We start from the raw sequence: 16,417 nt of genomic DNA on the forward strand, positions 1-16,417 counted from the left end.
TTTGTTTATTTAACTGATTAATGTGCTGAAATTACGGGTTTACGTTGCGATTGATCGGGTTTTGTAGCGAAATGAGCGTTTCTGTTGATTGCACCTCATCGATGGCTTGCAGCTTATCGATCAGGACAAATTGCAACTCTTCAATCGACTTACACATCAGTTTAACGAAGATGTTATATGCCCCAGTGGTATAGTAAGCCTCCACCACTTCATCCAGTGCGTTCAACTTTTCCAATGCAGAGTGATAATCGCGTGCGGCATTTAAGTTGATGCCAATAAAACAGCAAACATCGTAGCCAAGTTTTTTGGTGTTGATGATCACTTCTGTCCTTTCAATGATACCCGCTGCTTTCATTTTCTCTATACGTACGTGAATCGTGGCAGGACTGACTTCAAATTGCTTGGCCATTTCTGCATAAGGCTTACGGGCATCTGCCATTAAGGTCTTAAGGATCGCACGGTCGAGATCATCGATTTTAGGCTGAGTGGTATTCATATAAGGTGCTTATTTTGTTTGAGAGGTTAGGTGTATTTTATACATATCCTCAGGTTTGCGTACAGGGTTCAAACGCGATAACCGCTTACCTTGCTAACTAGTCGGACGATGGCGACTGGCATCTCAGGGTGCTTTAGGTATACACTCAGCGCCAGATATATCGACCATATTGGAGTCCTCTTTTGCAACTGCAATTGATTTGTGAAGACCTTTCTCAACAGTCTCATCTGGATGAACTTGCTGCACGCTGGCAGCTTACTCATTCTGATGACAGCGATTTTGCTTTAGTACTTACCTCAGAACGCTTGGAACTGCGTAAAGTGGATGAACCAAAGCTAGGGGCTATTTTTGTTGATTTGATTGGTGGTGCGGTGGGACATCGACGCAAGTTTGGTGGTGGAAAAGGGCAAGCCATCGCCAAAGCGGCAGGCCTGAATAAGGGTGTGATACCGACGGTATTAGATGGTACTGCGGGACTAGGTAGGGATGCGTTTGTATTGGCTTCTTTGGGTTGCAATGTGCAGATGGTGGAGCGTCACCCTGTAGTCGCTGCTTTGCTTGATGACGGTTTAGCACGCGCTAAACAAGATCCCGAGATTGGTACTTGGGTCAGTGAACGAATGAAGCTTGTGCATGCATCAAGTCATGATGCCTTACAGAAGCTGGCGCAAGATAAGGACTTTGTGCAGCCGGATGTTGTGTATCTTGATCCTATGTATCCTCATCCAGAAAACAAAAAAAAGTCGGCGTTAGTCAAAAAAGAGATGCGCGTTTTCCAGTCCTTAGTTGGGGCTGATCTAGACGCTGATGATTTATTGGCTCCGGCTTTAGCCTTAGCCAGTAAGCGAGTGGTTGTTAAACGCCCCGATTACGCCAACTGGCTCAATGAGCAAAAGCCTAGCATGGCGATTGAAACCAAGAAGAATCGTTTTGATGTGTATGTGAAAGCCGCAATGGGCGAGTCGACTCACACAGCGTAATATTGTTGATAAAGATTGTGGATAGGTCGAGAGTTACCACACCAAGCAGAGCACGAAATTATCGTGCTCTGCTTGTTTTGAAGAGATGAAAATGAGATCTAACGGCTTGCTTTAGATAACAACAATTAACATCAAGATGAGTTTATTGCTGATTGAATTGCTTTTCGACGTGAGGCTTTACCCATGTTTCGTTGACCCAAAGTGAGACAAGAATAATCAACCCACCGATTGCCAGGCGTTGGATGTCGACATCTCGATTCCAAATAACGATATTAACGATCAAGCCGGCAGGGATTAACGCGTTATTCATGACGGCTAGAGCGCCCGCGTTGACCATCGTTGCCCCTTTATTCCAGATAAAGAATCCAACTCCTGATGCGACGATACCAAGGTAAACCAAAATACCCCATTGTGTGAAGGTCGTTGGCAGTTTATCTGGGTTCCCCATCAGAGCAAAAGCAAGCGTAGCAACACATAAGGCTCCCAAAAAGAAATAACCGAATACGCTGTGTTGTGGTAAATCAATCGCCTCGGTTTCTAAAATGTATTTGTAGCCAACTTGACCTATCGCAAAGCACAGATTCGCTGCCTGAACGACCAAAAAACCCAATAAAAAGTTTTCATTGATACCCGCAAATTTAATCCATGCCGCTCCTGAGACTGCAATGGCAGCAGTGATAAGGTAGAGCGGAGAGAAGCGTCGTTTTAAAAAATCATAAATAAGTGTGACGTATAGTGGTGTAAAGACCGTAAACAGTAACACCTCTGGTACCGAGAGCAGGGTAAAGGATTGATAATAAAAGCAGTACATTAACCCCAGCTGAAAGCCGCCAACTAACATAAGCTTCGCAATCAGTGAGCGACTGACGCCGCGGAATTTCATGAAGGGCAGAAACACCAAGCTGGCCAGCGCGACACGCATTAAAACTGAGAACCAAGCATCAACCTGACCAGCAAGATAGACACCAATCAGGCTAAAGGAAAATGCCCATACTAGGGTCATTGAATAGAGATAACTCATTGATTATGTTCTTCTTAAGCATAAATGAGAAGAAAGTCTAACCAAGTTTTATCTTTCCGCCAATGATTACTTAGTCTCTTAGAGGTACAACCAGCATGTCAATGGGAGAGCAGTTAATCAATTGGCGTGTTGAAGATAGGATCTTACTCCAAAAATCTTGGTGGTGGCCACAAACGAGCAGATCGACATTATAGGCTTGAATGGTATCGCATAACTCATTACTGAGATCACCACTGCCGACCAAGGTATGTGTAATCGGGTAGTCGGCGTACTCTTCGAAATTGGCAAGCTGGGTTCGAGAAGCTTCGATGGCTTGATGTTGTGCTTCTGCCATATTGATGTCGATAAGCCCAGTGTAGAGCTCTGCATAATTGACATCAATGTGGATAAAAGACACCTTAGCGTTCAATGGTTGCGCGAGTAAAACGGCTTTTTTTATGAGCATTTTACTCTCATCAGATAAATCAACAGCAACAAGTATATGTCGGTAACTCATATCGTGTTCTCCTTACTGGGTTTCTTCCCTCAGATTAGCACTAAGTGTCGGATAATTTTGCAGAAGTGATCTCATCTAAAGCAAACGCGGTACAAGCTCTTAGTCAATTAATCGTGTTATAGTGACGTTAAACGCATGCAAATAAATAGGAGTTAACATGCTATCTCAGACTATGGTTGAACAATTGAATGAGCAAATTAACCTAGAATTTTTTTCATCCAATCTATACTTACAAATGAGTGCTTGGTGTGAAGATAAAGGTTTTGAAGGTGCTGCTGAATTTTTACGTGCTCATGCCGTAGAGGAGATGGAGCACATGCAACGCCTTTTTACCTACGTAAGTGAAACTGGCGCATTACCGATCCTAGGTGCAATTAAAGCACCGAAGCATGATTTTGCAAGTCTTGGTGATGTTTTTCGTGAAACTTACGAACATGAGCGCATGATTACAGAGCAAATCAATAAATTAGCTCATGGTGCTTTTACGAGCCAAGACTACTCAACGTTTAACTTTCTTCAGTGGTACGTCGCTGAGCAGCACGAAGAAGAGAAGTTGTTCAAAGGTATTTTAGATAAGATAGAGCTGGTTGGTGAAGATGGTAAAGCCTTGTTCTTCATTGATAAAGACCTAGCTCAAATGGCAAAAGAAGGTTCATCTTCCATTATGGGTGCTCCAGCTGCATAGACGCGTACCCTGCGCAATAAGCAGCGGGTAAAAGTCGCAACGGTCGTCTTTTTCTCTTGAGCATAAGTGAAGATGTAGGGAGGAAAAGATGATCAGTGGTGATACTATCTTGATGGCACTCATGGCCGTGACAGCAGTGAACATGGCTCGCTATTTTACCGCACTTCGCTCTTTGATTTACATTATGCGAGAGGCACACCCTTTACTCTATCAACAAGTGGATGGTAATGGTTTTTTTACTACCCACGGCAATGTGACCAAGCAAGTCCGGTTATTCCATTACATTAAAAGTAAAGAATATCATCATCATCATGATGAGATCTTTACTGGTAAGTGTGAGCGTGTGCGTGGGTTATTCATTTTATCGGCTGCATTGCTTGGCGTGACCTTGCTTGCCGCTTTTATCCTTTGACCCAGTCGATTTGCGCCGCTGATTTAAGCGCTTTTCCCAGTCACGATTTATCGGTAGAATGAACAAGTAAAAAGCAAGGATGTGCACCACGCACATCCTTTTTTATTTTTCAGGTTTTGCACAAAGCCAACCAAATAAGTAATTGAGCGTTACCAATGAGTAAGAAATTTGATGTTGTTGTAATTGGCGCAGGGGCTGCGGGTTTGATGTGTGCGGCGGAAGCTGGCAAACGTGGACGTAGCGTACTGGTACTTGATCATGCCAAAAAACCAGGGCGTAAAATCCTTATCTCAGGTGGTGGCCGTTGTAACTTCACTAACTACGATGTTGAATCAAACCATTACTTATGCCAAAACCCACATTTCGTAAAGTCCGCTTTGTCTCAATACACCAACTGGGATTTTATCTCTTTAGTGAGCAAGCACGGTATCGAATTTGAAGAGCGTGACCACGGACAGCTGTTCTGTGTTGATGCGTTTACCGCGAAAGACATCGTTAAGATGCTCCTAGCAGAGTGCGACATGCCAAACATTCAACAGCGTTATCAATGTGATGTCCATTCGATTGAGAAAACCGACGTGGGCTTCCGTCTGCATGCAGGTACTGAACCGATTGAATGTGACTCTTTGGTGATCGCGACAGGTGGTCTGTCAATGCCGAAATTGGGAGCCACGCCATTTGGCTATAAAGTGGCCGAGCAGTTTGATATTCCGGTGATTGCCACTACAGCAGGCCTGGTGCCATTCACTCTGCATAAAGAAGACAAAGAAGACTTTGCTGAGCTTTCTGGTATCGCGATTCCCACTGAGATTACAGCTCAAGACGGGACCATGTTCAAAGAGGCCTTATTATTTACTCACCGTGGTTTATCTGGCCCATCGGTACTGCAAATCTCTTCATTCTGGAAAGCAGGGCAAAAAGTATCAATTAACCTCGTGCCGAATGACGATGTGACGCAATTGCTCGAACGCAGCCGAGAAAAGCATCCTAATCAAAGCCTAAAAAATACCTTAGCCAAAGTGTTGCCAAAGCGTCTGGTTGAAGTGTTGATAGAGCGCAAAGAACTGGCGGATAAACCGCTTAAACAGCTTAATCCAAAAGAGCTTAGCGCCATTGTTGAGCGTTTAGAGAACTGGATCGTCGCGCCAAATGGCACCGAAGGTTATCGCACTGCTGAAGTCACGTTAGGTGGCGTGGATACTGATCACTTGTCATCAAAAACCATGGAATGCAAGAACATCAAAGGCTTGTACTTTATCGGTGAAGTGATGGATGTCACTGGCTGGTTAGGTGGCTACAATTTCCAATGGTGTTGGTCGAGCGGCTTTGTTGCGGGGCAGCGAGTGTAAGTAATCACGCTATCGGGCTCGATAATAGGATGTTGCCCGATAGCGGAAGATTTATTGCGATGCGGTCGTCTTGGCTGAGTTTTTGCGTGGTTTCCATTGCTGGATAACCAGACCGAAGATAATCAGAACCAGCCCAATGAGCGTCGCTGGATGAATCGTCTCCCCAATGATGGTCGCCAGCAAAATAAGTGAAATAAACGGTGAAGCAAAAATAAGATTACTGATACGGGCGGTATTTTGTGTCAGTTTGAGGGCAGAGAGCCACAAAACAAACGTAATGCCCATTTCGAATAACCCCACATAGGTGACCGCCGCCCAGCCCTTAAAGGTGATGTGCTGCCAATTGGCCCCTTCGTAAAGGCTGATGGCAATAGCAAATGGAATCGCGACCAAAAAACCAAGCAATACGCCAACCACAGGATCTGCGGTATTTTTGGTGTTGAGAATCCAATAGCTGGCCCAGAGTAACGTCGATAACAGGGCCAAACCCACCCCCAGAGGACTTTCAAACGTCATGCCCAAAACATCCCCTTCGGTGGCAATGACAATCACGCCCAAGTAACTGAATGCACAAGCAACCCAATCTCTTGCTCGAATTTTTTGCCCTAAGAATATCGCCGCCATAAGAGTTAAGGTAATGGCCCAACTGTAATTGATCGCTTGGGCTTGGGAAGCAGGCAGCAACGAGTAAGCCTTAAATAAGATCAGGTAGTAAGCCAGTGGGTTGACCAAACCAAGCAGTAAATAATAGTAAGGTTTGGCGCGGAAAGTCTTACCTAATAAATGCAGCTTTTTTTGTATGCTGCATACGATAACAAGGGCGAAAGCGGACACAATGCTCGCGATGGTGAGCATCTGAATGGGGCTAAACTCGGCTAACGTCAGTTTAAAAGCGGTAGCCACAGTCGACCAAAGTAATACTGCGGAAAGTCCAAAAATAAGAGCGCGTTGCTCGTTCATAGTGCCTCTGTGTCGTGGATAGCGTAGTGGCTAATTATCGTGTGTTGAGAGTGTATTCGAGGACTTGGTTTTGATTAAGCAAAAAGTGCGCTTATCATTCAATGTTTTTTGGCCAGCTTGCTCTGATAGGACGCTATTATCTTTGACTTCCACGCCTGATTGCTGCTGCCGGCGCAATTGACGCAGCAGATAGAGTGCCTTATGACACGCATCACTGTAGCTTAATCCTTGTGGGCGAATGTTCGAAATGCAATTTCTTTGAGCATCATTTGTGCCAGATTTGGCCTGCCAAGTCAGGTAAAGCCCCATGCTATCAGGAGAGCTTAATCCTGGCCGCTCACCAATTAATACTAAGACAATATCCGCTTGCAGTGCATCACAGACATCATCGCCTACGGCAACTCGGCCTTGGCGAACGATATTGAGTGGTGCGCATGCCCAGTTGAATATGGGGTCGTTATGCAGCTCATAGCTCAAGCGTTGTAAAAAAGGCGTGGCATGTTCAGCAATGGCCGTTGCAGAAAGCCCGTCCGCAATGACGACAGCCAGATTGATACGGGATGAAACTTGTTGTGAATACTGGGCTAAGCGTTGATATGCTGGGGGTGATAATTGCTTACCAAGGTCGGGACGTTGTAGATAAGTCATACGATCTTGAGCTTGGCTGTCTAACAAGAAAATCTGCTCGGGGAAAAGGGCATCGATCTCGCGGCTATTACTCAGCTTTCTACTCAGTAATGCGCTATCCAGTTGACTATGTACGGCATCGATCGCTTGCGCATGGTCTAGCTGAAAGGTGAGTAATTCTTGGGTAGGTAAACTGGTTCCGCTACGGCCGATAGCGATACGTGCTGCGGTCATTTCACGCAAAGGCAGCCAAGGATTCTCAATCACAATGTGATTCATGGAGTGCGGTTTTTTTGCTTGCATCAGTAGATTCTCTTTAATAGCTTGGTTCAAGCAACTGGGCCCAACGAGGGTCAAGGTGACGAGGTAAATGACTCCCTTGTCGATGCTCAAAGATACGCATTTCTTTCAGCCAAGACTCAAACTCAGGAGCAGGCTGCAGATTAAGGACTTTTCTCGCGTACAAAGCATCATGAAAAGAGGTGGTTTGATAATTAAGCATAATGTCATCGGAGCCGGGGATCCCCATAATAAAAGAACACTCAGCGACTGCCAGTAAGGTCAGTAAATTGTCCATGTCATTTTGATCAGCAAAAGCATGGTTGGTGTAGCAGATATCACAGCCCATGGGTAACCCAAGTAGCTTTGCGCAGAAGTGATCTTCCAACCCTGCTCGAATAATTTGTTTGCCGTCATACAGATACTCAGGGCCAATAAATCCGACGACCGTATTAACCAAAAGAGGCGAAAATTGTTTGGCAACCGCGTATGCTCGAGCTTCGCAGGTCTGCTGATCAACATGATGATTGGCATTGGCAGAGAGAGAAGTGCCTTGACCTGTCTCGAAATACATTACATTGTTGCCGATCGTGCCGCGATTGAGGGATAAAGCGGCTTGTTGTGCCTCTTTTAATAGAGCAAGGTCAATACCAAAAGCGCGATTGGTCCCCTCCGTGCCGCCAATCGATTGAAAAACCAGATCGACGGGAGCGCCTCTTTCGATCGTTTGGATGATATTGGTTACGTGAGTGAGCACACAAGATTGGGTTGGGATGCGATAATGTTGGATAACTTCATCGAGCATGTTGAGCAGGTCGGTTACTTGGGCAAGGTTATCGGTAGCAGGATTAATACCAATCACCGCATCACCACTTCCGTACATCAATCCGTCAAAAATACTGGCAGCGATACCACTGATGTCGTCTGTGGGATGATTGGGCTGCAGTCGAGTAGACATCCGATTAGGCAAACCAATAGTATTACGAAATGCGGTGATCACTTGACACTTTTTGGCGACCAAAATCAAATCTTGATTGCGCATGATTTTACAAACCGCAGCCGCCATTTCTGGTGTGATGCCATCTCGAACCAGCGCTAACTGGGAACCATCGACGTGATCGCTGAGTAACCAATCTCGAAAATCACCCACAGTAAAATGTGCAATAGGGGCAAAAGCCACGGCATCATGGTTGTCAATAATTAAGCGAGTTACTTCATCGAGTTCATATGGAATGACGGATTCGGTCAGAAACGTCTGCAGCGGTAGATCGGCGAGTGTCATCTGAGCGACCACACGTTCTGTAGCGGAATCTGCCGCTAATCCCGCTAATCGATCCCCTGAGCGTTCTGGTGTCGCCTTAGCCATTAACTCCGCGAGAGAATGAAATAAGTAAACTTGGTTTCCTTGTTGTCGACGAAATGTGCGTGTCATGTGCGTTCCTGCCAGTAAACGTGTCGATTATCTACTGTAGAGCATAATGATGGTGTTTTTTAGTAAGTGACTGAAAATAATATTTTTATTACTTTTTTTTCACTCTTTGACGCTGAGTTAAAGTTCATGTGGAACCCTGAGATGTAGAGCCGTGAAAGGCAGGACGTATGGTTTACGTGAGCCAGTAAGCCACTTGTTAGTGAGGATTTTTAGCCAACAAACTGGACATTTATCCAGTGTGAAAATACCATTATTGGAGATAAAGACATATAGGCTAGTGGATTACTATGCAATGGATTCTTGAGCATCAATCTTTGATCCTCTCATCACTTTTTTCTGCAACCGTTAGCGGCGTCGCCGTGGGTTGGTGGGTCAAACAACGCTTTATTACCCAAACTCAACTGCTGGAGCAGCAACTCAGCTCCGAAAAGCAGCTTCATCAACAACAGCTTGAACAAGTCAATCACAGCTTAGAGCAGGCACAACAAGAGTTGGACGATTTGGATGACGCACGAGATAAAGCGGCGTTTGATGTGAGGCAAACTCACGGAAAATTGATGGCTGCGATGGAAAAGCTGCGTTATTTCGAAGCGGTGAAACAAGAGCGCCAACAATATTTTGATGAATTGGGTCAAATGCGAGAGCATAAATCTCGTCTTGAAACGCAACTTCGTGAGCAGCAAGTGCGCCATGAACAGATCAACCAAGCCAATGCAGATAAATTGCAGATCCTTGAGCAAGCTGAAGCTCGCTTAAAACAACAGTTTGAGCACTTAGCCAACCAATTATTCGAAGAAAAAACCGCCAAGGTTGATGTGCAAAATCGCCAAAGCTTAGAAGGGCTTTTGTCGCCGCTTAAAGAACAACTAGAAGGGTTTAAAAAGCAAGTTAATGATAGCTTTAGCCAAGAAGCGAAAGAGCGCCACACTCTCGTTCATGAATTGAAAAACTTACAGCGTTTGAATGAGCAGATGACCCAAGAGGCGGTCAATTTGACTCAGGCGCTAAAAGGGGACAATAAACAGCAAGGTAACTGGGGCGAAGTCGTTTTAGCCCGCGTACTCGCTGAGTCAGGTCTACGCGAAGGGCATGAATACCAAACACAAGTTAGCTTGCAAAATGAAGCAGGTAAACGTTACCAGCCTGATGTCATCGTGCATTTGCCACAAAATAAACAGGTTGTTGTCGATTCTAAAATGACCCTAGTGGCCTACGAGCGCTATTTCAATGCCGACAATGACAGGCAACGTCAACACGCACTTAATGATCATTTGGCGGCGTTACGTGCCCATATCAAAGGATTGAGTCTAAAAGACTATCATCAGCTAAAAGGCATTCAGAGCCTTGATTATGTGCTGATGTTTATTCCTGTAGAGCCCGCTTTCCAAGTCGCGATTCAAGCTGATCCTAGTTTGGTCAAAGAAGCGATGGAGCAAAATATTATTTTAGTCAGTCCGACCACATTGCTGGTGGCACTACGTACGATTGATAACTTATGGCGTAACGAGCGCCAGAATGAAAACGCGCAATTGATCGCTGAACGTGCAGCTAAGCTGTATGACAAGCTGCGCTTATTTATTGATGATATGGAAGGCCTCGGTGGGGCATTGGATAAGGCGAACCAGAGCTATCAAGGGGCGATGAATAAACTCGCCACAGGGCGTGGCAATGTGATTCGTCAAGCCGAAAGTTTTAAGCAGCTAGGGGTCGAGGTAAAACGTCCGATTTCTCCGAACCTTAGCCAACTGGCACAGAGTGAGGCATTTTCGGAAAATGCTTCTTTAGTAGAAAGACATCCGGGTGAGGATAAAGTAAACTAATCGCCTGCAGTGTCGTGGGCGTAGAATAATGTGAGTCAGCGTCCCATGTGATGTCAGTGCTGCCAAAGAGGAATGAAAATGACGGACACAAACGTGCAACCCAATAAAACCTTAGACGATAACGATACCACCCACTTTGGTTTTACCACAGTGGCCAAAGAAGAAAAAGTGACCAAAGTTGCTGAAGTTTTCCACTCAGTCGCAGCAAAGTACGACATTATGAATGATTTAATGTCGGGCGGTGTTCATCGTCTTTGGAAGCGTTTTACGATTGACTGCAGTGGTGCACGTCCGGGACAACGTATTCTTGATCTTGGTGGGGGTACTGGCGACTTAACCGCGAAATTCTCGCGTATTGTTGGCGAGCAAGGGCATGTGATTTTAGCTGATATCAACAACTCAATGCTGAATGTGGGTCGTGATAAGCTGCGTGACAATGGGATTGTTGGTAATGTGCATTATGTGCAAGCCAACGCTGAAGAACTGCCATTTCCAGATGATTATTTTGATGTGATTACCATTAGCTTCTGCCTGCGTAACGTGACCGATAAAGATAAGGCTCTACGCTCTATGTTCCGAGTCTTAAAGCCTGGTGGCCGCCTATTGGTGCTGGAATTCTCCAAACCCATTCTAGAACCGCTGTCGAAGATATACGATGCTTACTCTTTCCATTTGCTACCGAAAATAGGCGAACTTGTCGCGAACGACGCTGACAGCTACCGCTATTTAGCTGAGTCTATTCGCATGCACCCTGATCAAACCACACTGGAAGGCATGATGGTCGAAGCTGGCTTCGAAAACACCAAATACTATAACCTGACGGGTGGTATTGTAGCGCTGCATCGTGGCTACAAGTTTTAAGGATATCCGCTATGCCATTTCAACCCTTGATGACGGCTGTAATAGAAACGTCGTTAAATACCCTGATTCAAGATGACCCAGCTTTGGTGCGCCGTTTAGCTCGTTTAAAAGGGCAGGCGATTCAGGTGCACCTAAAAGAAGTCAACCAGACCCTGACATTTATCTTCAGTCAGCAAATTGATGTGCTGGCTGACTATGAAGGTCAGCCGGATTGTTACTTATCGCTAAACTTGAGTGTGTTACCTGAATTGCGTGAACAAGCCAATATTACGCGACTGATCAAGCAAGAGAAGCTTGAATTAGAAGGTGATATTCAACTGGCGCAGAAATTTTCACAGTTAATGGTCGATTGTAAGCCGGACATTGAAGAGTGGCTATCCCGCCTTACGGGAGATGTAGTGGCGCATACGTTAGTTCAAAGCACAAAGAGTGTCGGACGCTTTTTTTCTGCGCAGACTGAAAAGCATCAACGTCATTTTGGTCAAGTGCTGACTGAAGAATGGAAATTAGCGCCCGGAGCGCTGGAAGTAACGCATTTTTGCGACCAAGTGGATGACCTACGTAGTCAAGCATCGTGTGTGGCTGCTCGCTTGGATGCTTTGATTCAACAGGTAGAATCCACGTCTTCACCTGTGGAGAAACCATGACGCCAACAGAGATTAAACGTTTATACCAGATTATAAAAATCCAGCTTGAATATGGGCTGGATGAGCTATTACCGGAGCACAAATTAACGCAAGCACCATTATTGATGCGTAAAAGTCTGTTTTGGATTAAGAATCAACACCCAGACAAACCTTTAGGTGAGCGACTGCGTTTGGCTTTGCAGGCATTGGGCCCGGTGTGGATTAAGTTTGGTCAGATGATGTCGACGCGTCGTGATTTATTTCCTCCTCACATTGCCGATCCTTTAGCCTTACTGCAAGACCAAGTGACCCCGTTTGATGGGCAACTGGCTCTACAACAAATTGAGCAAGCGCTTGGTGGGCCTATCTCTCAGTGGTTTAGCGATTTTGATCTTCAACCATTGGCTTCTGCTTCGATCGCTCAGGTACACACTGCACGTTTAAAAGAAAACGGGCAAGAAGTGGTACTGAAAGTTATTCGCCCTGATATTCGCCCTATTATTGATTCAGATCTAAAACTGATGCACCGTTTGGCACGTATAGTGTCCAAAGCAATGCCAGCTACGCGTCGGCTAAAGCCAGTAGAAGTGGTTCGTGAGTACCAAAAGACCTTACTTGATGAGTTGGATCTGCGCCGTGAAGCCGCGAATGCGATTCAGCTCAGACGTAACTTTGCTGATAGCCAAGAGTTGTACGTTCCTGAAGTTTACCCTGATTTTAGCAACGAAACGGTCATGGTTTCTGAGCGTATATATGGAATTCAGGTCTCCGATATCGAAGGGCTAAAGGCCAACGGCACCAACATGAAGCTGTTAGCGGAGCGTGGTGTGAGCGTGTTCTTTACCCAAGTGTTTCGAGACAGCTTTTTCCATGCGGACATGCACCCCGGTAATGTTTTTGTCAAACCAGAACATCCCGATAACCCAATGTGGATTGGGCTGGATTGCGGCATTGTAGGCACGCTCAATAGCGAAGATAAGCGTTATTTAGCTGAAAACTTTTTGGCATTTTTTAATCGTGATTATCGCCGAGTCGCGGAATTACATGTTGATTCCGGATGGGTTCCTGCAGATACCAATGTCGATGAGTTTGAATTTGCCATTCGAATTGTGTGTGAGCCTATTTTTGCTAAGCCATTGTGTGAAATCTCTTTTGGGCATGTGTTGTTGAATTTATTTAACACCGCCCGACGGTTCAATATGGAAGTGCAACCGCAATTGGTGTTGTTGCAAAAAACCTTGTTGTATGTCGAAGGCTTAGGTCGCCAACTTTATCCACAATTGGATCTGTGGGAGACCGCCAAGCCTTTCCTTGAACAGTGGATGATGAACCAAGTTGGGCCACAAGCTTTATTGAATGCTATCAAAGATCGTGCGCCGTTTTGGGCAGAAAAATTGCCAGAACTACCAGAACTGCTCTACGATAGCCTTAGGCAGGGTAAAGCCATGAATCAACGTATCGATGCTTTGTATCATGGTTACCGAGAAAGCAAACGCCAGCAGGCAACAGGGCGCTTTCTTTTTGGGATTGGGGCAACATTGATAATATGCTCAGCCATATTGTTAGATAGTGAACTGCCTCTTTTGTCTAGTGGAAGTTTTGCAATTGGCTTCACATTTTGGATGCTAAGTTGGCGAGTTTATCGTAAATAAACGTTAAGCTATTGAATTCTTTTTACTTAACTACCGAGGTGTATAAGATGGGTGGTATTAGTGTTTGGCAACTTCTTATTATTGCCGTAATTGTTGTGCTGCTATTTGGGACGAAGAAACTCCGTGGTATCGGCGGTGATCTCGGTGGTGCTGTGAAAGGCTTCAAAAAAGCTATGAGTGATGACGAAGCCAGTAATAAGACTAAAGACGCTGACTTTGAAACAAAAAGCTTAGAAGAAACGCAGAAGAAAGAAGCCACTTCTGACGTTAAAAAAGATAAAGAGCAGGCATAGAACGTGTTTGATATCGGTTTTTGGGAACTGGTATTGATCTCTGTGGTTGGCCTTGTTGTGCTTGGGCCAGAGCGCCTGCCACATGCGATTCGTAGTGTGACCCGCTTTATCGGCTCAGCCAAAAAGATGGCGAACAGTGTGAAAGATGAACTCTCACACGAGCTAAGGGTTCAAGAGTTGCAAGAAAACTTGCGTAAGGCCGAAAGAATGGGGATGGAAGACATTTCTCCTGAACTAAAATCTTCGGTTGATGAACTCAAGAAAGCGGCCCAATCGGTCCAGCGCCCTTATGCGAAGCCAACGGCCACGGAAGCTGACTCGACTGCAAAGCCAACTGACATTAATCACGATGGCAGAGTGAAAGAGGCGAAAGTGACAGCGGCTGATGAAAAAGCCGAATAGTCCCATAATGAGGAGCTGCTCGACCAAGTAGCTCCTTTTTGATCAGGTTTTACATAAGAGGTTTGCCATGTCGACTGTTGAGCAGACACAGCCTTTAATCAGTCACCTATTAGAACTCCGCAATCGACTATTACGCTGTATATTGGCGGTCTTAGTGGTGTTCATTGGGCTGATTTACTTTTCTAATTACATTTATGAGTTTATTTCCGCACCTTTGGTTGAAAGATTGCCTGAGGGGGCGACGATGATTGCTACCGATGTAGCATCGCCTTTCTTTACCCCCTTAAAACTGACGCTTATCGCTTCAGTGTTTGTCGCGGTACCTTTCATACTTTATCAAGTGTGGGCTTTTGTTGCGCCAGGCCTATATAAGCATGAGCGCCGTTTAGTGATGCCGTTACTTTTTTCGAGCTCTTTACTGTTTTATTGCGGTGTTGCTTTTGCTTATTTTGTTGTCTTTCCACTCGTATTTGGCTTCTTTACTGCAATTTCTTTGGGTGGGGTTGAGTTTGCCACGGACATTTCTAGTTATCTGGATTTTGTTTTAGCTTTGTTTATGGCATTTGGTATTGCATTTGAAGTGCCTGTTGCCATTATTTTACTGTGCTGGACAGGGGCGACGACGCCGAAAAGCTTGAGTGAGAAAAGGCCGTATATTGTTGTCGCGGCATTCATTGTTGGGATGTTGCTTACTCCTCCGGATATTATTTCGCAAACGCTACTGGCGATTCCAATGTGCTTGTTATTTGAAGTAGGGCTATTTTTTGCCCGCTTTTATGTACGTTCAGAACCACAAGAAGCGGAAGAAGATTAAGCAGCAGTTTATCCAACATGAATCAAAAAAGCGGCTGAGTTTTTCTTAGCCGCTTTTTTGTTTTCTCTAGCAATTGATACTCAGGTTACTTGGGTATGGAGTCTGTTGGTCTTTCGGTCTGACTTTGACAGTGGTGAGTGATTGGTATAAGAGCGAAAGACCTTGCTGAATAAGTGCGATGATCTTTATCGCAAGGTTAATTTGTAACCACAGTTTTGGCAGATATAGATCTCTTTAATCCCTATCAGCTTTTGCAGCCAATGGCGTTGATGACGTTTGAGATGCTCACCATGTTGACACATACGATTCCCTATATGTTCTTATTTTTTCGGAAATATATATGTCATTAGTTTAGTATGTAAATGCCATACATCTATTGTGTGATACTAATCCCATTATTGGTCGGTTAATTGGCTGTTGTTAGGTTAAGTTGAACAAAGCGCCGGCATTGGCTGTCGTGAGAATATCAATATTTTCAATGCTATCTTGCCTTAATTCCGCAATTCGTGCCGCGACTAAAGAAGTATAAGCAGGTTCATTACGTTTACCTCGATGAGGAACAGGAGCCAGATAAGGGCAATCGGTTTCAAGAATTACCCAGTTCATATCCAAATCTGGAATGACTTTATCCATCCCGCCATTTTTAAACGTTGAAACACCGCCAATACCTAGATGAAAACCTAACTCGTTGATGGATCTTGCTTCTTCAATGCTGCCACCAAAACAATGAAAGACACCTCTTAGTCGACCGTCTTGTTCTTGACGTAATAAGGCCAGCGTTTCTTCGATCGAATCACGGGTGTGGATTACGACGGGCAGATCCAGCTCTTTTGCCCAGTTTAATTGGCTGACAAAGGCCATTTCTTGTTCGGCACGATAAGTTTTGTCCCAATAGAGATCGATACCGATTTCACCGACAGCAATAAAATTGTGCTGATTAAACCAATCACGGATGATGGCCAATGTTTGTTCAACGTTGCCATCCACGTAGCAAGGATGCAAACCCATCATAGAACGGCAAACATCAGGATAAGTCGCTTCTGTTTGGAGCATAGGAGCGATAGAGTCGAGATCGATGTTAGGCAGAAGTATTTGGCTAATGCCCTGATCTAAAGCACGTTTGACGACATCATCACGGTCGTTATCAAATTCGCTGGCATAAATATGTGCATGGGTATCGATCATCTTTTTTCTCTATGGCTGTCGTTAGAT

At 44.9% G+C, this 16,417-nt stretch carries 18 protein-coding genes; 11 read left to right on the forward strand and 7 right to left on the reverse strand.

Annotated features, from left to right (window positions below; all coding sequences use genetic code 11):
• Window positions 1-31 precede the first annotated feature (31 nt).
• Window positions 32-496, reverse strand: a complete 465-nt coding sequence (gene asnC / locus BS333_RS00580; RefSeq protein ID WP_021710927.1) for a transcriptional regulator AsnC — start codon at window positions 494-496, stop codon at window positions 32-34.
• Between the two features lie 182 nt (window positions 497-678).
• Here asnC and BS333_RS00585 point away from each other — a divergent pair, with 182 nt between their 5' ends.
• Window positions 679-1,476, forward strand: coding sequence for a class I SAM-dependent methyltransferase (locus BS333_RS00585; protein WP_021710928.1), 798 nt, complete (start codon window positions 679-681; stop codon window positions 1,474-1,476).
• Window positions 1,477-1,618: 142 nt separating this feature from the next.
• Here the strand turns inward: BS333_RS00585 and BS333_RS00590 are convergent, their stop codons facing one another.
• Both BS333_RS00590 and uspA read right to left on the reverse strand, forming a co-directional pair.
• The gene (locus BS333_RS00590) at window positions 1,619-2,497 is read right to left on the reverse strand and encodes a carboxylate/amino acid/amine transporter (RefSeq protein ID WP_021710929.1); all 879 of its coding nucleotides are present in this window, start codon (window positions 2,495-2,497) and stop codon (window positions 1,619-1,621) included.
• Window positions 2,498-2,567: 70 nt separating this feature from the next.
• On the reverse strand, window positions 2,568-2,993 hold the full coding sequence (gene uspA / locus BS333_RS00595; protein WP_021710930.1) for a universal stress protein UspA: 426 nt from the start codon (window positions 2,991-2,993) through the stop codon (window positions 2,568-2,570).
• Between the two features lie 157 nt (window positions 2,994-3,150).
• Here uspA and ftnA point away from each other — a divergent pair, with 157 nt between their 5' ends.
• The 3 genes from ftnA to BS333_RS00610 all read left to right on the forward strand — a co-directional run bounded on the left by ftnA (window position 3,151) and on the right by BS333_RS00610 (window position 5,439).
• Window positions 3,151-3,678 carry a non-heme ferritin gene (ftnA, locus tag BS333_RS00600; RefSeq protein WP_021710931.1) on the forward strand — a complete coding sequence of 176 codons (528 nt, stop codon included), beginning with the start codon at window positions 3,151-3,153 and terminating at the stop codon, window positions 3,676-3,678.
• 88 nt (window positions 3,679-3,766) lie between these two features.
• Window positions 3,767-4,090: a universal stress protein UspB gene (gene uspB / locus BS333_RS00605; protein WP_021710932.1), complete on the forward strand. Its 324-nt coding sequence runs from the start codon at window positions 3,767-3,769 to the stop codon at window positions 4,088-4,090.
• 155 nt (window positions 4,091-4,245) lie between these two features.
• A complete protein-coding gene (locus BS333_RS00610) occupies window positions 4,246-5,439 on the forward strand; it encodes a BaiN/RdsA family NAD(P)/FAD-dependent oxidoreductase (RefSeq protein ID WP_021710933.1) in 1,194 nt (397 codons plus the stop codon).
• Window positions 5,440-5,490: 51 nt separating this feature from the next.
• On the opposite strand, the gene BS333_RS00615 is transcribed toward BS333_RS00610, so the two are convergent.
• From BS333_RS00615 to BS333_RS00625, 3 genes are read right to left on the reverse strand one after another with little or no spacing between them, the layout of a single operon-like run.
• Window positions 5,491-6,399: a DMT family transporter gene (locus BS333_RS00615; RefSeq protein WP_021710934.1), complete on the reverse strand. Its 909-nt coding sequence runs from the start codon at window positions 6,397-6,399 to the stop codon at window positions 5,491-5,493.
• Between the two features lie 30 nt (window positions 6,400-6,429).
• Window positions 6,430-7,329 (reverse strand): ethanolamine ammonia-lyase subunit EutC, encoded by a 900-nt coding sequence (gene eutC / locus BS333_RS00620; protein ID WP_021710935.1) that lies wholly within the window; start codon window positions 7,327-7,329, stop codon window positions 6,430-6,432.
• Between the two features lie 13 nt (window positions 7,330-7,342).
• Entirely contained in the window at window positions 7,343-8,737 is a 1,395-nt protein-coding gene (locus BS333_RS00625; RefSeq protein WP_021710936.1) for an ethanolamine ammonia-lyase subunit EutB, read from the reverse strand.
• Between the two features lie 287 nt (window positions 8,738-9,024).
• On the opposite strand from BS333_RS00625, the gene rmuC reads away from it, so the two are divergent.
• The 7 genes from rmuC to tatC all read left to right on the forward strand — a co-directional run bounded on the left by rmuC (window position 9,025) and on the right by tatC (window position 15,205).
• The gene (gene rmuC / locus BS333_RS00630) at window positions 9,025-10,557 is read left to right on the forward strand and encodes a DNA recombination protein RmuC (RefSeq protein ID WP_021710937.1); all 1,533 of its coding nucleotides are present in this window, start codon (window positions 9,025-9,027) and stop codon (window positions 10,555-10,557) included.
• 78 nt (window positions 10,558-10,635) lie between these two features.
• Window positions 10,636-11,418, forward strand: coding sequence for a bifunctional demethylmenaquinone methyltransferase/2-methoxy-6-polyprenyl-1,4-benzoquinol methylase UbiE (ubiE, locus tag BS333_RS00635; protein ID WP_021710938.1), 783 nt, complete (start codon window positions 10,636-10,638; stop codon window positions 11,416-11,418).
• An 11-nt stretch (window positions 11,419-11,429) separates the two neighbouring features.
• Complete coding sequence (locus BS333_RS00640) at window positions 11,430-12,065, forward strand: ubiquinone biosynthesis accessory factor UbiJ (protein WP_021710939.1); 636 nt, start codon at window positions 11,430-11,432, stop codon at window positions 12,063-12,065.
• Window positions 12,062-13,696, forward strand: coding sequence for a ubiquinone biosynthesis regulatory protein kinase UbiB (gene ubiB, locus BS333_RS00645; RefSeq protein ID WP_021710940.1), 1,635 nt, complete (start codon window positions 12,062-12,064; stop codon window positions 13,694-13,696). The genes BS333_RS00640 and ubiB overlap by 4 nt, the downstream gene beginning before the upstream one ends.
• A 47-nt stretch (window positions 13,697-13,743) precedes the next feature.
• The gene (tatA, locus tag BS333_RS00650) at window positions 13,744-13,989 is read left to right on the forward strand and encodes a Sec-independent protein translocase subunit TatA (RefSeq protein WP_021710941.1); all 246 of its coding nucleotides are present in this window, start codon (window positions 13,744-13,746) and stop codon (window positions 13,987-13,989) included.
• Between the two features lie 3 nt (window positions 13,990-13,992).
• Entirely contained in the window at window positions 13,993-14,391 is a 399-nt protein-coding gene (gene tatB, locus BS333_RS00655) for a Sec-independent protein translocase protein TatB (RefSeq protein WP_021710942.1), read from the forward strand.
• Window positions 14,392-14,458: 67 nt separating this feature from the next.
• Window positions 14,459-15,205, forward strand: coding sequence for a twin-arginine translocase subunit TatC (gene tatC, locus BS333_RS00660; RefSeq protein WP_021710943.1), 747 nt, complete (start codon window positions 14,459-14,461; stop codon window positions 15,203-15,205).
• A gap of 420 nt (window positions 15,206-15,625) precedes the next feature.
• Here the strand turns inward: tatC and BS333_RS00665 are convergent, their stop codons facing one another.
• Entirely contained in the window at window positions 15,626-16,390 is a 765-nt protein-coding gene (locus tag BS333_RS00665; RefSeq protein WP_021710944.1) for a TatD family hydrolase, read from the reverse strand.
• Window positions 16,391-16,417 lie beyond the last annotated feature (27 nt).

The sequence above is a fragment of the Vibrio azureus genome, from assembly GCF_002849855.1.
Classification (GTDB): Bacteria; Pseudomonadota; Gammaproteobacteria; order Enterobacterales; family Vibrionaceae; genus Vibrio; species Vibrio azureus.